The following is a 14,790-nucleotide window of genomic DNA, read 5'->3' on the forward strand; positions in this document are numbered from 1 at the left end:
CGGCGAACGCTGCCGTCAGAGGTCGGAAGTTCCCGAGGGGACTTCCGACCTCTTCTGCGTTCCGGCGAGCACCACGTCGACGAGCTCGTCGACGCGGTCAGGGCTCTGGGCGTCCAGCAGGTGCGCGGGCGTGGTGTGCACGTGGTTGGTGACCGCCCCGGCGACCAGGTCCGCCACCAGCGCGACGGAGGTGCCCTCGGGGAGCTCGCCCCGGGCGAGGCCACGGCGGATGATCGCGCGGGTCGCGCGGATGTGCTCCGGGTACGGGTCCTCGGCGAAGGCCTCGGCGAGCTGCGGCGAGAAGGTGGCGTCCACGCCCAACCGGAAGATCAGCGCGCCCTCGTCGGTGCGCAGGTAGTCCCGCCAGCCCCGGGCGAACTCCACCAGGTCCCCGCGCAGCGATCCGGTGTCGATCTCGGCGATGAACCGCGCGCGCTCGCGCACCGCGGCGACCAGCAGCGCGGCCTTGTCCGGCCAGCGCAAGTACAGCGACCCCTTGCCGATCCCGGAGCGTCGCGCGACCTCGTCCAGCGAGAACCCGCTCCACCCGCGCTCGGCGTAGACGGCGCGGGCAGCGCTCAGCGCGCGCTGCTCGACCCCGGGGTCACGGGGCCGCCCGGATCGCTGCGCTTTCGCCACGGGCACATCCTGACATCCGAGCGTCCGTTTTCCACTCAGCGGTAGCCAAGCCATCGTGCCGAGCGGGACCGGATCAGAGAGTGAAGCGAGTCCGTGGTCCCGAAGAAGTGAGGCCGTGCTGTGCGTACCCAGGTCGCGATCGTCGGCGGTGGTCCCGCCGGGCTGCTGCTGTCCCACCTGCTCCACCTGCAGGGGATCGACTCGGTGGTGCTGGAGCGGCGCAGCCAGGAGCACGTCCAGCAGCGGGTGCGCGCGGGCGTGCTGGAGCAGGGCACGGTCGACCTGCTGCGCGAGGTCGGTGTCGGCGAGCGGATGCTGCGCGAGGGCGACCGGCACGAGGGCGTGCACGTGCAGTTCGACGAAGAGCGGCTGCACATCCCGTTCACCGAGCTCACCGGCCGGGCGATCACCGTCTACGGCCAGCAGGAGGTCGTCAAGGACCTCAACGAGCGCCGCCGGGCCGACGGCGGGCAAGTGCTGTTCGAGGTCGACGACGTCGCGGTCCACGACGTCACCTCCGACAACCCGAGCGTGACCTTCACCCACGACGGCGTGGCGCAGGTGCTGCACGCGGACTTCGTCGCCGGCTGCGACGGGTTCCACGGGGTCTGCCGGGACACCATCCCGCCGGACGTGCGCCGGGTCTACGAGCGCGTCTACCCGTTCGGCTGGCTCGGGATCCTGGCCGAGGTCGCACCGTCCACCGACGAGCTGATCTACGCCAACAACGAGCGCGGTTTCGCGCTGCACAGCATGCGTTCAGCCACCATCAGCCGCTTCTACCTGCAGTGCGCGCCCGACGAGCCGCTCGACAACTGGCCCGACCAGCGCATCTGGGACGAGCTGGGCACGCGGCTGGCGGCTCCGGGGTGGAAGCTGCAGGAGGGGCCGATCATCGAGCGGTCGGTGACGGCGATGCGCAGCTTCGTGGCCGAGCCGCTGCGCCACGGCCGGCTCTTCCTGGCCGGCGACTCGGCGCACATCGTGCCGCCGACCGGCGCGAAGGGTCTCAACCTCGCGGTGGCCGACGTGGACCGGCTGGCGGAAGCGCTCGCCGACCACTACCGGACGGGCAGCGACGCCGGGCTGGACGAGTACTCGGCGAAGTGCCTGGAGCGGGTCTGGCGGGTGCAGCACTTCTCGTGGTGGATGACGTCGATGACGCACCGCTTCGAGGGCCCCGACCACGACTTCGACCGCCGGCTGCAGCGCTCCCAGTTCGACTACCTGCGCTCCTCCACGGCCGCGGCGACCACGCTGGCGGAGAACTACGTCGGCATGCCGCTGCGCTGATCCGGCCCGGGAAAAGCAGTTTCGCCCCCGCGCGGCCGCCGGAAGAATGCGGCGGGTGGACTTCCAGACCTTTGACGCGCGGGGGTACCGGACGGTCGACGTCCGGACCGGGTACGGCGAGTGGGTGGCGCACTACGAGGACACCGTCGAGGACGTGATGGACCTGGCGCTGCTGGAGCGCCTGGTCGAACCCTCCTGGCAGTCGGTGCGCCGGGCCGCCGACCTCGGGTGCGGCACCGGCCGCACCGGCCAGTGGTTGCGCGACCGCGGTGTCACCCGCGTCGACGGGGTGGACGTCACCCAGGAGATGCTGGAGCTCGCCCGTCGGCGGGGTGCTCACGAGCGGCTGGTGGAGGCCGACGCCGCCGCGACGGGCCTCCCCGGCGGCAGCTACGACCTGGTGATCTGCTCGCTGATCGACGAGCACCTCGACGACCTGCGGCCGCTGTACGCCGAAGCGCACCGGTTGGCCGCCCCAGGCGCGGCCTTCGTGCTGGTCACCTTCCACCCGCACTTCATCATGACCTCCGGCATGCCCACCCACTACACCAACGCGGCCGGGGAGCCCGTCGCGATCGCCACCCACGTGCACCTGATCAGCGACCACGTCGCCGCAGGTCTCGGTGCCGGGTGGCGGCTGGCGGACCTCCAGGAGAACGTCATCGACGACACCTGGCTGGCGGTCAAGCCCAAGTGGGAGCGCTTCCGCAACCACCCCTTCTCCGCCGCTTACACCTGGCGCAAGGACTGAGGGCGCGGCCCGGCGGCGTCCCGGCGCACTCGCCACGAAGGTTGCTCGAGAACCTGCCAGCTGAGCCCACCCTCGAAGTTCGCGCGAAGTTCGACGCCCCGGGCTCGGCTCCCGGTCAAACCTCGCGCGAAGTTCGAGGGCACCTGCGCGGCGCGGGGCTTCGAGGCACGGGGACTCCCCCGCCTTCTCGAACAGCTCCTCCCAAGCCGAAGCGTCCGACGACCTGCCGCGCGTCCACACCGGACAGACGCGGCACCCGGCCGCGCGCGGCGGCGGCGAAGCACGCCCGCCTTCTCCGCGGGGCGGCGACCAGATCCTCTGCGAACCCCGTGCCCGGACGGTCACGACCACCCCGCGGGAACGGCACTGGTTTTCCCGTTGCCGCCCGACACGCGCGGGCCTCGGAGGAGGCTTCCTCCTGATCGAGGCGCACAACCCCTGGTCACAGTCATGAGACGTACATCACCCCGGTGGGAAGCGGAGCTGGCCGAGCAGACCGGGACGGGCTGCGTGTAAGGTAGGTGCTGGTCGTTGTTTTTCTGGGTTCGTGTTCTTGCACGCTCGCAGGATTCTGATGCGAGCGAGCTGCTGTCCCCGTGGTTGTAGCTGGTATAGCCGCCGTTCGAGATCTCCGGCCCGGGCTCCCACGAAGTGTGAGGGCCCGTCACACGCTCCAGCTCCTAAGGAGACACACATGGCACAGGGAACCGTGAAGTGGTTCAACTCGGAAAAGGGCTTCGGCTTCATCGCCCCGAACGACGGCGGCGCTGACGTCTTCGTCCACTACTCGGCCATCGACGCCTCGGGCTTCCGCAGCCTCGACGAGGACCAGCAGGTCACCTACGAGGTCACCCAGGGCCCGAAGGGCCCGCAGGCCAGCTCGGTGCGCATCTGAGCCACCTGAGCTTCACACACCGCCGGCTGCTCACCACAGCGTGAGCAGCCGGCGGTGTTGCTTTTCAAGGAAGGTTTTTCTGATCAACACAACAACTCACGCGTCCGAGAGCACACCGGCGCCTCGACAGCCCGCTGAGGACGAGGTCACCCCGGTCCAGTTCGTGGAGCCGGCACCCAGGGCCGAAGAAGGCCACCACCCCGTCGCAGACCACACCGAAGACGCGATGCGAGAACTCCGCACCCCCTTCGACGTCTGAGTCCCCGCCCGATCGGGCGGACGCAGGCCTGTGATCACCAGTCCAGGCCGCCGACCAAATCGAGCGGGCGGTCTTGCACCCGCCCGCCCCGAGGGCACGTTCGAGTCGTCTTGACCTGGGCCCCTGGCAGAACTCCCCGCCGCACGGCAACCGCACCCCGCGGTAAGCCGGAACATCCCGGCCCGTCGATCTCTCCCGTGCCGCCTTCCCCGATCGGATCGCGTCTACCGCTCCGCTGGGCCCGCCGTTCCCCGGATGCGAACTCCGCACCTCGACGCAGCCGAGATCCACTCCAGTGAACGCAAGCCCGCTGGTGGAATCGATGCAAGTCGGCTGCAGGTCGAGCAAGCAATCCTCGCTGGTGGACACCACATTGAGCAGCGAAACCGGTTGTCGCACAGACGGGATCACGTACGCCTGGGGCTCACGAGCTAGCTAGCGCACTTGCGATAATCCGCGCTCGACCTGCCGGAACCCGTATCCCTCCTCCTGCTGTGGGACGAAGTTTCGTCGGCTCTGTTGCCGAGGGGCCTGTCACTACGGCGGACGAGCGGTCAAGCCTTGGCGGGCGTTCTTCCTGCTGCCGCTCGCGGTGGCGGTTGCCTTCATCGCGTTCTGGGTTTCGGGACTTGGCCGGGTCGAGTGAACATGGAGCGGACCACCAGCTCCTGCGCACTCGTGCGCCCTGAGCAAGGACGGTGAGGCTACGTCCGTGGCGGCTGACCACGCGAGGAGCTCGTGATCCACAGTGAACGGTTTCCTGAACCAGCGACCGGCTGAAAGGTGGGGCCTGCCTGGGGGCGGGTCATCGTCGATGTCAGTCGACTGGCGGACGGCTAGCGGTCTCACCACCCATCCGCCCGCCCAGGCAGGTGGATCAGCCTCGGGAAGTGGCGCGCGGTCGCGCAGGGGCCGAAGACCTCGCCAAGGCCCGACCTCGGGTTCGAACGGTCTGGTGCATCGCGGACCGAGCGCGTCGCGGTGACCCCAGTCACATCAGGATCCGCGAGCGATGATCCACCCAGGGTCGGCCGGTCTCACTCAGCAGCAGCGCGTGCTCCAGCAGCACGCACGCCGTCGAAGGAGACCGACATGCCCCAGAGCACCCGTGCCCAGACCGTGCGCGCGTTCGCCGCCGCCTTCACCACCTGCGACATCGACACCATCATCGACTGCGTCAACGAGGACCTCGTCTGGGAGTTCAACGGCGAGAAGGCCGGTCAAGGCAGGGCCTCGCTCGAGGAGCGCATGCGCGCAGACCTCGCCCAAGGACGCGCCGAAGTGACCATCGAGCAGCTCATCGAGGAGGGCGACACCCTCGTCGCCCTCAACCGCGGGCGCTTCGTCCCCCAGCATGGCGTTCCCATGGCCTACGTCTCCGCCGAGGTCTACACCTTCACCGGCGACAAGATCAGCCGCATGCGGACCTACCAGCCCATGAGCTGAGCAACCGGTGACACCGCGACCGGAGCAAGCCGGTCCGGCTCCCCGGCGTCGCGACCGGATCGCACTCCGGCCGCCTGAAGGCCTTCCAGACGGGACCACGCTGCTCGTGTCCCTGTCCCGGGCCGTCCTGGGCCCCACCCCCAGCAGAGACGACCCGCGCCCTCGATGGGCGACGCAGGTTGTCCTCACGACATCGCCGACCAGCTTGGGCACTCGACGGTCTCGACGACACAGGACGTCTACACGGGCCGGAAGGTGAAGAGCCGCAAGGCTGCGGCCGCGCTCAACGAGGTCAAGCGGTGCGAAGAACGAGCGTGGGGAAACTGTGGAGATGACCTCTCGGCCCTTTCCCCGCACGTGTTTCACCTGCGCGTACGTGGGGCAGGTGGGACTTGAACCCACGACCTGACGGATTATGAGTCCGCTGCTCTGACCAGCTGAGCTACTGCCCCGTGGGGTGCTCGGTATCGGGATCGTATCGAGGGTGTGACGGAGCGCGGTCGCCGGGTGTTCCGGCCGACCGGCCCATGGTGGTGTTGGGCGGAACGGTGGAAAGCCCAGCACACCGGCGTTGCGTCGGCTGGTCTACTGATCTTGGCGAGCGGAGTCGGGGTCAGCAGTCCGCAGGAGCGATCATGCCCTGTTCGCACAGGTGAGCGCGTTGCTCTTCACCGCTGGTGCGTTGCTGCCCGCAGGCCGTGCCGCACCGCTCGGACCCGGGGAGGTCGTCGTACTCCTGGAACGAGTGCGGGTATCCCGAATCGCGCTGGAACTGCCGGAATTCCTCGGGTGCGCTCTCGCTGACCACGCTCGGCTGGACGGGGGCGGGCGGTGCGGTCGGGGCGCCTTCGCACGCCAGCAGCGCTATCGCGAGAGCTGTGGTCGCGATCGGTCGGCCCATCACCACACCTCCTCTGGTCACCCGGGACGCACGAGTATCGGGGCAGGTGCGCAGGCCCGCTACTCGGCTGGACACACGCAGGCCCGGCGCCTGTGGAGAGCGCCGGGCCTGCGGAGGAGTCGTCGATCTTCAGCTGAACATGCGGAAGAGGTCGAACGCTCCGGAGAGCTGACCGATGATCGCGATGGTGGCCATCAGCGCCCCGAGAGCGGCCACCGTCATCACCGACATGATGATCAAGTAGACGACTGCCTTGATCGGTTTCGGCAGGTTGCTCACCGTTTCGACGAAATCCGGCAGCGTGATGTGAGGTTCTTTGCCGATTCCTGGTGCGGACATCTGACTCCCCCGTTCCTCATCAGCCTTCGAACGACCACCTGCGTTCGAAGGACGGAGCGCAACGGGAAACCGTTGCGCCGAATCGCATCACGAATTCGTCTCGGTCGAACTCCGAACGATCAGCCAGCGCGGTCGGTGCTTGCGGCTCCGCGTTCCGCGCGGCTTGACACGAATCATCCGTACCAACGCCGTCGGCCGCGAGCCGAGCCAGGAGGACATCGCGCATTTCGACCTCGGATCGTTATCCGGCCGACGGCCCGCAGGACGCGGGCGGGCGATGCTGGTGGATCACGACGCTCCGACGCTGGAACATCGCCGATCGCACCTATGATCTCACACCGCTCACCGTCGATCTTCGCCTGGGCAGGCCCAGGTCGGCACCGCCGACCGCGGCTCGATCATCCGCTTGGCGCTCGACGACCCGACGCGGGAACCCGGCTCCTGCGGCCCGTGGCGACCGAGGGTGGTCGACGGCTCGACGGCCGGCCACGACGAGCCTCCCGAACCCTGTCTTCGCACGTCACAGCACCCGGAAGTGAATCATCCCGATGGGTGCATGACCGAGCACCCGTTCGGTGGCAGACTACGCCGCGAGTGAGCGTGACGTGATCACTACGATGCGTCGCGAAGGACAGGGGTACCGCGAAGGGGTAGACACCGTGAGTCAGTCGAGGGCGGAGATGTTCGCGCCGGAGGGCGTGGACCTGGAACACCCCAACGTCGCCCGGGTTTATGACTACTACCTCGGCGGCAAGGCCAATTACGCGGTGGACCGCGTCTTCGGCGAGAAGGCGCTGGAGCGCTACCCGTTCGTCGCGCCGGCCGCCAAGGCCAACCGGCTCTTCCTGCACCGCGTGGTGCGCTACCTGTGCAAGCAGGGCGTCCGGCAGTTCATCGACATCGGCTCCGGTGTGCCGACGATGGGCAGCACCCACCAGGTCGCCGACGAGGTCGTCGACGACGCCAGCTGCGCCTACGTCGACAACGAGCCGGTCGCCGTCGCCCACTCGCGCATCCTGCTGGAGCAGGAGGAGGTCACCGACCAGCACACCGTGCTGCACGCCGACCTGCGTGACCCGGACGGGTTGTGGCAGCAGATCGAGGAGAGCGGTGTCATCGACGTCGAGCAGCCGGTGGCGTTGCTCCTGATCGCCGTGCTGCACGTGACCCAGCCCGGCCCGAGCGGCGAGGACGTCGGCCCGCAGGCCGTGGCGCGCTTCCGGGAGCTGCTGCCCAAGGGCTCCTACCTGGTGATCAGCCACGGCACCGCCGACGACGTGCCGGAGAAGCGCAAGCAGGAGATGGCCGAGTTCGGGAAGATGTACGACAAGTCGTCGACGCCGGTGATCTGGCGCCCGCACGACGAGATCGAAGCCTTCTTCGGCGACTTCGAGATGGTGGAGCCGGGCTGCACCTGGACTCCGCTGTGGCACCCGGAGGAGACCGGCGAGAACGCGCCCGTCATCGAGTTCGACAGCCCGAACGACTCGGTGGTCTGGGCCGGAGTCGGGCGCAAGGCCTGATCGACAGCATGGCAGCCGTCGTGACCAGCCGGTCGCGGCGGCTGCGTCGTGTGGTCGGAGTCAGCGCGTGAGGGGTTCCGCTGGGTACGCTCGATGCGATCGCTGCCCCTGACGAACCCGGGAGGTCACCATGCCTGAATGGCGGCCCCGCCCGCTCCGCAGGCGCAGCAGGCACACCGAGCCGGCGCACCGCCAGGAGGCGGCTCCCGAGCACTCGATGGACCCACGCGCCGATGACGAGCGTCCGCTGGCGGACCGACCGCTGATCGACACGGCCATCTACCGGGACGGCGTTCGCATCGCCACCCCCTCCAGCCTCGGCGAGACCTACCGGCAGCTGCCCGGCGCGACCGGGACGATGGCCTGGATCGGCCTCTACCGGCCGGCCGAAGAGGAGTTGCTGGCCGCCGCCGAGGAGTTCGACCTGCACAAGCTCGCGGTCGAAGACGCGATCGTGGCCCACCAACGGCCCAAGATCGAGCGCTACGGCGACACGCTGTTCGTGGTGCTGCGCGCCGCCACTTACCTCGACGAGGTCGAAGAGGTCAGCTTCGGCGAGCTGCACCTGTTCGTCGGCACCAACTTCGTGCTGACCGTCCGCCACGGCCCCTCCCCGGACCTCTCGGTGGTGCGGCGACGGATGGAAGCCGACCCGGAGTTGCTGCGGCGTGGGCCGGAGGCGGTGCTCTACGCGGTGCTCGACCACGTCGTCGACGGGTACGCACCGGTCATCGCGGGGCTGCAGAACGACATCGACGAGATCGAGACCGAGGTCTTCGGTGCCGACCCGCACGTGTCGCGGCGCATCTACGAGCTCTCCCGCGAGGTGATCGAGTTCCAGCGGGCGACCCGGCCGCTGCTGGCGATCCTGCGCAGCCTGGAAGCGGGGTTCGAGAAGTACCAGATCGACGAGGAGCTGCAGCGCTACCTCCGCGACGTCGCCGACCACGCCACCACCGTCGCCGAACGCGTCGACGGCTTCCGGCAGATGCTCGACAACATCCTCACCGTCAACGCCACGCTGGTCACCCAGGCGCAGAACGAGGAGATGAAGCGCATGACCGAGGCCAGCTACGCGCAGAACGAGGAGATCAAGCGGATCTCGTCGTGGGCGGCGATCTTGTTCGCCCCCACCCTGATCGGCACGGTGTACGGGATGAACTTCGACGTCATCCCGGAGCTGCACTGGTCGCTGGGCTACCCGTTCGCGCTGGTGCTGATGATCGTGGTCTGCGTCAGCCTCTACGCGATCTTCAAGCGCCGGAACTGGTTGTAGCGCAGCGGGGTTCAGGCCGGGCGTTCGAAGGTCACCAGCAGGCCCTCGACTCCGCCCGGTCCCATGCGTCCCCGGACATCGGCGCCGGTGATCGCCTTGAGCTGCCACCCCTCGGCGGCGTGCTCGTTGAGCACGCGCTCCAGCTTGTCGCCGGACATCTTGCCACCGAGCCACTTCTCGCGGAGCTCCACGACCTTGTACTGGTACGGCACAGGGGCACCTCCCGGTCGACGGCCAACGCCCCACTCGACCACGAACCGCCCCCGGCCGCAGCCGGAGCGTCCCTCAGCCGAGCGTGCCTACCTCGTGCAAGTAGCAAGTGCCGCACATGGATTCGTACCCGACGTCGCCGTCGATGGCGACTTGGCTGCCGTGCCGGGTGAACTCACCGTTGGCGGTGCGCGCGTTGAGCGTGGCCTTGCGCCCGCAGCGGCAGATCGTCTTGAGCTCCTCGATGGAGTGGGCGAGCTCCATCAGCCGCAGGCTCCCCGGGAAACCTCGGGTGCGGAAGTCGTTGCGCAGCCCGTAGGCGATCACCGGGATCCCGTCGAGCACCGCCAGCCGGAACAGGTCCTCCACCTGCTCGCCGGTGAGGAACTGGGCTTCGTCGACGAGCACGCAGTCCGGCGTCCCCGCGGCCAGCACGACATCGCGCACCGCGGTGTCGGCCGAAGTGACGAGGTCGACCTCCCGCGTCACGTTGATCCGGGACAGCACCCCGGGGCTCTTGGTGTCGATCTCCGGCTTCAGCACGAACACCCGCTGGCCGCGCTCGGCGTAGTTGTGCGCGACCTGGATCAACGCCGTCGACTTGCCGGAGTTCATCGCTCCGTACCGGAAGTACAGCTTCGCCACGACCGAACACGCTAGCGACACCCCTCCCCCGCCCCGAACCCGCCCCGACCCGCGGTCACGGGCGAAGATGACCTGTCCTGCCGATCCACGAACCGGGCTCGACGAACGCCCCCGTGCTCCAGAACGTGCCGGAGGGGGCCACCGGCCGACCAACACGTCGGTCGTGCGCGACGTCGAGCGCCCCTGGACGTGGTGGGGCTGGGGCCGATCTCTCGTCCTCGCTCGTCGCCATGGCCGCCGCTGTGTTGGCGTCAGGCCCCACCGGCCGTGGACCTCCGGGGGCGGCGACCGGGATCTACGCCGGGTGCGCGCCGGCGATGGGGAGGGCGAACTCGACGATGTCCACGGGATCGGTCGGTTGCAGGCCTGGGTAGTGCTGGTCCAGAGCCGCGTGGAGCTCCGCGAGGTCCTCGAAGCCGTCGCGGCGGGCGTCCTCGAGGGTGAGCTCGTCGCGCGTGGCCGTGCGCACCGAGAGGATCGTGCACGGCATCGTCCGCACCTCTCCGGACTCCTCCGCGAAGACCAGGACGGCGTCGCCGGGGCGGAACGGGTCGTCGACCCGGATCGTCTGGCGCTTGTGGCCGTCGAGGATGCTCTGCTCGTAGCCCTCCCCCATGTGCAGGCGCTGCGGGCCTTCCAGCGCGCGGGAGTCGAAGGCGTGCGGGAGGAGCTCGGTGACCGGCACCGCGGTGAGCCCGTTCGGCTCGCGGACGACGCAGCGGATGGCCGGGTCGACGTCGAACAGCACCTGCCGGCACTTGCCGCACGGTGCGATGACGTCTCCGGTGGGCCCGTAGGACGCGGCCACCGCGACGACCGGGTCGTTCGGGCGGACGGCGGCCCGGTTGGCGAGAGCGTTGATCTCCGCGCACGGGCCGCCCAGGAAGTGGTGCGCGTTGACCCCGAACACGAGCGCGCCGCTGCCGAGCCGCATCGCCGCCGCCACGGTGTGATCGCCACCGTCGTTGACGGCCTCCGCCTGCGTCGCAGCGGCCTCCACGAGCGCCCTGTCATCACGGGAGAGCACGCATCCACGGTAGCTCGCAGCCGGGCATGTGCCCGACGCGAAGCAGAAGCCCCCAAGGTCAGTGACCTGGGGGGCTTCTGCGGGTGCTCCTCCGACTGGACTCGAACCAGTAACCCTTCGGTTAACAGCCGAATGCTCTGCCGATTGAGCTACGGAGGAATGTTCTCTTGTCGTCCACGCTCTCGCGCTGACGACAACTACTTTAGCGGATGCTCTCCCCGGGTTTCACGGCACCCCCCGTGTTGTCTTCACCACGAACGTCAGCCCAGGTCAACGGCGGTGCGCGACGACGAAGATCCGGCGGAACGGGAACCAGGTCACACCGTCCGGCCGCTTCGGGTAGGCGACCCGCAGACGATTCGCCAACTCGTCGCGGAACTCCACCCACTCCTCGTCGTCCAGCGCCGCGCGCACCGGCCGCAGCGCGGTGCCGCTCACCCACGCCAGCACCGGGTCCTCACCGCGCAGCGCGTGCACGTAGGTCGCCTCCCAGGCGTCGACCTCGAGGTCCGGATCGGCGAGCTCGTCGGCGTACTCCAGCGGGTCGTGCACGACGTCGCTGTGCCGCAGCACGCCGTCCAGCTTGCCGCGCCAGCGGGGCTCGGCCGCCAACTCGCGGATCGTGACGTGCGAAGGGGAGTCGAAGTTCCCGGGCACTTGGAAGGTGAACCAGGCCCCGCTGGGCAGTTCGGGCAGCCAGCGGTGCAGCAGTTCGAGGTGGCCCGGAACCCATTGCAGGACCGCGTTGCACAGCACCACGTCGGTGTCCGGCTGCGGTTTCCAGTCTCGGACGTCCTCGACAAGCGCGGGCACGCCGCGCGCCCGCGCTTCGGCGACCATCTCCTCCGAGGAGTCCAGCGCCTCGACCCGGGCGTGCGGCCAGCGGCCGGTGAGCAGGCCCGTGAGGTTCCCCGCTCCGCAGCCCAGGTCGACGACCCGTCGCGGGCTCTCGGCGCGGACCCGGGCGATCAGCTCGAAGGCCGGCCGGTCCCGCAGGTCGCTGAAGGTCAAGTACGTGCCGGGATCCCACATGCGCCCACCTCCGATAGCAGTACACCCGTACTGTATACGTGACGTGGTGTCGCGTCGAGGAATCCCGGGAGTCGGGCGGGATCAGGCGGGCAGGTCGCGCGAGGCGCGCAGCCGCTCCACCAGCGCACCCGTCAAGCGGTCGAGGGCGGCCTCGTCGGTGCCCGGGTCCGGGCGGACCTGCAGCTCGATGCCGTTGCGACCGGGCACCTTGCGCTGGACGAACCACGCCCCACCACCCGGCAGTTCCCGGTGGTGACGGGTGCGGATCGAGCGGTTGACGCGCTCGTGGACCACGTCCGGCAGCCGGGTCTCCCCGGTGAGCACCAGGTGGCGGGGTTGCAGGTCGTGCAGGACGACCGCGCCGTCGAGCCGGCGGGCCTCCTCGGCTTCGGTCAGGGTGAGGACCTCGTTGCCCCAGCCGGCCTTGCTGATCAGGTGCCAGCCGACCCGACGTCCCTCCGGGAGCCACAGGCCGAGTTGGGTGGCCACGACCGACCCGTCCTCGCACGAGGCGACCGACAGGACGTGCTCGTCCGCGCCGAGGCGGCCCGGGAAGTCCGCCGGGACTTCGGCGGTTCCGCTCAGCTTCGCCAACAACCTCTTGATCACAGACTCGTTCCCATCGCCTGTTCCAGCAGTGCCTTGCGGTAGCCCTCCAGGGCCACCATGTCGCCGAACAGGGCGTTGTACTCCTCGGCGTCCTCCAGCGGGGACATCCGCTGGACCTTGGACTTGATGTCCGCGATCTGCCTGCTGACCAGCCGCTCCTGCAGCCGGGCGATGATCGCGCCCACGTAGCGCGGGTCGTCTTCGGTGGTCCACTCCAGCGCCTCGACGGCCAGCTGGGTGCACAGCCTCGCCCCGACCTGGCTCTCGCACTGCTGCGAGACCGCGTCGACCAGCGCCGCACCGCTCAGTCCGCTCGCGGTACCGCCCGCGGCCAGCAGGGCCTTCTGCAGCTCGGCGTAGATCGCTTCGGTGAAGGCCTCGGCGGGCAGCGAGTCGTAGAGCGGGCCGGCCAGGGCCGGGACCTGCAAGGCCGCCTTGAGCGCCTCGCGCTGCAGCCAGCGCGGGTCGTGCCGCGGCGGCTTCGGAGGCAGTTCGACCTCCATGCCCAGCGACTGCTGGTTCTCGTCGCGGCGCGGGCGGCGCGGCTTGCGAACCGGCGCGCCGGAGCTCTCCCGGACGCGCTTGACCACCTGGTTCTCGTCGTTCCAGCCCGCCCACCAGGCGAGCTTGGCCGCGTAACCGTCCCGGCTGGCCGGGTCCTTGATCTGTGCGACCAGCGGAACGGTGCGCTTGAGCGCGGCGACGCGACCGTCCACGGAGTCCAGGTCGTAGTCGTTGAGCAGGCTGCGGATGGCGAACTCGAACAGCGGTCGCCGCCGGGCCACCAGATCGCGGACGGCGGCGTCACCGTGAGCTTCCCGCAGCTCGCACGGGTCCATGTTCTCCGGGGTGATCGCCACGTAGGTCTGCCCGGCGAACTGCTGCTCACCGTCGAAGGCCTTCATCGCGGCCTTCTGCCCGGCCTCGTCGCCGTCGAAGGTGAAGATGACCTCACCGCGGAAGGCGTCGTCGTCCATCATCAGCCGCCGCAGCACCGAGATGTGCTCGTCACCGAACGCCGTGCCGCAGGAGGCGACCGCGGTGGGCACACCTGCGAGGTGCATGGCCATCACGTCCGTGTAGCCCTCGACGACCACCGCCTGGCGGCGCTTGGCGATCTCCCGCTTGGCCAGGTCGATGCCGAACAAGACCTGCGACTTGTTGAAGATCGGGGTCGCGGAGGTGTTGACGTACTTGGCCTCGATCGGGTCGTCGTCGAAGATCCGGCGGGCGCCGAACCCGACGACGTCACCGCCGAGGTCCTTCAGCGGCCACAGCAGCCGCCGGTGGAAGCGGTCCATCGGACCGCGCCTGCCCTCGCGCGACAAGCCGCACTTGATCAGCTCGTCGACCTCGAAACCCTTGCCCAGCAACAGCTTGGTGAGCTTGTCCCAGCCGCTGGGCGCGAAGCCGCAACCGAAGCGCTGGGCGGCCGCCTCGTCGAAACCGCGCGTGGTCAGGTACTCGCGGGCGGGCCGGGCCTCGGGCGAACGCAGCTGCTCGGCGTAGAACTCGGCAGCGATGCGGTGGGCCTCGACCATGCGCGCCCGGCTGCCCCGGTCGCGCTTGGGGCCCGGCGTGCCGCCCTCGTACTGCAGCTGGAGGCCGACCCGGTCGGCCAGCCGCTCCACCGATTCGACGAAGCCGAGGTGCTCGATCTTCATCACGAAGGCGATCACGTCGCCGCCCTCACCGCAGCCGAAGCAGTGGAAGGTGCCGTGGCTGGGGCGGACGTTGAACGACGGGGTCTTCTCGTCGTGGAACGGGCACAGGCCCTTCTGAGCGCCGCCCCCGGCGTTGCGCAGCGCGACGTACTCGCCGACGACGTCGTCGATCCGGTTGCGGTCGCGCACCTCGGCGATGTCGCTCTCCCGGATCCTGCCTGCCACGTCGCCCAGTCTAGGGCCAAGGTGATCGATCACGACCAGGTGTCCGCCCGGTGCGG

General features: G+C 69.4%; 15 protein-coding genes and 2 tRNA genes. 6 read left to right on the plus strand and 11 right to left on the minus strand.

Features of this window, described 5'->3' with window-relative positions; translation table 11 throughout:
* Positions 1-15 precede the first annotated feature (15 nt).
* Complete coding sequence (locus EIL87_RS03860; RefSeq protein WP_158628579.1) at positions 16-639, minus strand: TetR/AcrR family transcriptional regulator; 624 nt, start codon at positions 637-639, stop codon at positions 16-18.
* 120 nt (positions 640-759) lie between these two features.
* Between EIL87_RS03860 and pobA the strand changes: the two genes are divergently transcribed.
* From pobA to EIL87_RS03880, 4 genes are all read left to right on the plus strand, one after another.
* Complete coding sequence (gene pobA / locus EIL87_RS03865) at positions 760-1,932, plus strand: 4-hydroxybenzoate 3-monooxygenase (RefSeq protein WP_125088756.1); 1,173 nt, start codon at positions 760-762, stop codon at positions 1,930-1,932.
* A gap of 55 nt (positions 1,933-1,987) precedes the next feature.
* Entirely contained in the window at positions 1,988-2,683 is a 696-nt protein-coding gene (locus EIL87_RS03870; RefSeq protein WP_199740248.1) for a class I SAM-dependent DNA methyltransferase, read from the plus strand.
* Between the two features lie 694 nt (positions 2,684-3,377).
* The gene (locus EIL87_RS03875; protein WP_125088758.1) at positions 3,378-3,578 is read left to right on the plus strand and encodes a cold-shock protein; all 201 of its coding nucleotides are present in this window, start codon (positions 3,378-3,380) and stop codon (positions 3,576-3,578) included.
* Positions 3,579-4,929: 1,351 nt separating this feature from the next.
* Positions 4,930-5,283 carry a nuclear transport factor 2 family protein gene (locus EIL87_RS03880; protein WP_125088759.1) on the plus strand — a complete coding sequence of 118 codons (354 nt, stop codon included), beginning with the start codon at positions 4,930-4,932 and terminating at the stop codon, positions 5,281-5,283.
* Positions 5,284-5,660: 377 nt separating this feature from the next.
* On the opposite strand, the gene EIL87_RS03890 is transcribed toward EIL87_RS03880, so the two are convergent.
* The 3 genes from EIL87_RS03890 to EIL87_RS03900 form a co-directional block, all read right to left on the minus strand.
* Positions 5,661-5,735: transfer RNA gene (locus tag EIL87_RS03890), tRNA-Ile, on the minus strand.
* 161 nt (positions 5,736-5,896) lie between these two features.
* On the minus strand, positions 5,897-6,184 hold the full coding sequence (locus tag EIL87_RS03895; protein WP_125088760.1) for a hypothetical protein: 288 nt from the start codon (positions 6,182-6,184) through the stop codon (positions 5,897-5,899).
* A gap of 129 nt (positions 6,185-6,313) precedes the next feature.
* Positions 6,314-6,523 (minus strand): hypothetical protein, encoded by a 210-nt coding sequence (locus EIL87_RS03900; protein WP_125088761.1) that lies wholly within the window; start codon positions 6,521-6,523, stop codon positions 6,314-6,316.
* Between the two features lie 659 nt (positions 6,524-7,182).
* On the opposite strand from EIL87_RS03900, the gene EIL87_RS03905 reads away from it, so the two are divergent.
* Positions 7,183-8,046 (plus strand): SAM-dependent methyltransferase, encoded by an 864-nt coding sequence (locus tag EIL87_RS03905; protein ID WP_125088762.1) that lies wholly within the window; start codon positions 7,183-7,185, stop codon positions 8,044-8,046.
* Between the two features lie 130 nt (positions 8,047-8,176).
* Positions 8,177-9,322 (plus strand): magnesium and cobalt transport protein CorA, encoded by a 1,146-nt coding sequence (locus EIL87_RS03910; RefSeq protein WP_125088763.1) that lies wholly within the window; start codon positions 8,177-8,179, stop codon positions 9,320-9,322.
* A gap of 11 nt (positions 9,323-9,333) precedes the next feature.
* Here the strand turns inward: EIL87_RS03910 and EIL87_RS03915 are convergent, their stop codons facing one another.
* The 7 genes from EIL87_RS03915 to dnaG all read right to left on the minus strand — a co-directional run bounded on the left by EIL87_RS03915 (position 9,334) and on the right by dnaG (position 14,734).
* Positions 9,334-9,534, minus strand: a complete 201-nt coding sequence (locus EIL87_RS03915) for a DUF4177 domain-containing protein (protein ID WP_125088764.1) — start codon at positions 9,532-9,534, stop codon at positions 9,334-9,336.
* Between the two features lie 73 nt (positions 9,535-9,607).
* The gene (locus EIL87_RS03920; protein WP_125088765.1) at positions 9,608-10,177 is read right to left on the minus strand and encodes a thymidine kinase; all 570 of its coding nucleotides are present in this window, start codon (positions 10,175-10,177) and stop codon (positions 9,608-9,610) included.
* A 295-nt stretch (positions 10,178-10,472) separates the two neighbouring features.
* Positions 10,473-11,204, minus strand: a complete 732-nt coding sequence (locus EIL87_RS03925) for an ASCH domain-containing protein (protein ID WP_125088766.1) — start codon at positions 11,202-11,204, stop codon at positions 10,473-10,475.
* An 86-nt stretch (positions 11,205-11,290) separates the two neighbouring features.
* A tRNA-Asn gene (locus EIL87_RS03930) sits at positions 11,291-11,363 on the minus strand.
* A gap of 111 nt (positions 11,364-11,474) precedes the next feature.
* Positions 11,475-12,236: a trans-aconitate 2-methyltransferase gene (locus EIL87_RS03935; RefSeq protein WP_125088767.1), complete on the minus strand. Its 762-nt coding sequence runs from the start codon at positions 12,234-12,236 to the stop codon at positions 11,475-11,477.
* Between the two features lie 81 nt (positions 12,237-12,317).
* Entirely contained in the window at positions 12,318-12,845 is a 528-nt protein-coding gene (locus tag EIL87_RS03940; RefSeq protein WP_233576004.1) for a hypothetical protein, read from the minus strand.
* The gene (gene dnaG / locus EIL87_RS03945) at positions 12,842-14,734 is read right to left on the minus strand and encodes a DNA primase (protein WP_125088768.1); all 1,893 of its coding nucleotides are present in this window, start codon (positions 14,732-14,734) and stop codon (positions 12,842-12,844) included. Before dnaG ends, EIL87_RS03940 begins: the two co-directional genes overlap by 4 nt.
* Between the last annotated feature and the right edge of the window lie 56 nt (positions 14,735-14,790).

It is taken from the genome of Saccharopolyspora rhizosphaerae (assembly GCF_003931915.1).
Taxonomy (GTDB): domain Bacteria; phylum Actinomycetota; class Actinomycetes; order Mycobacteriales; family Pseudonocardiaceae; genus Saccharopolyspora; species Saccharopolyspora rhizosphaerae.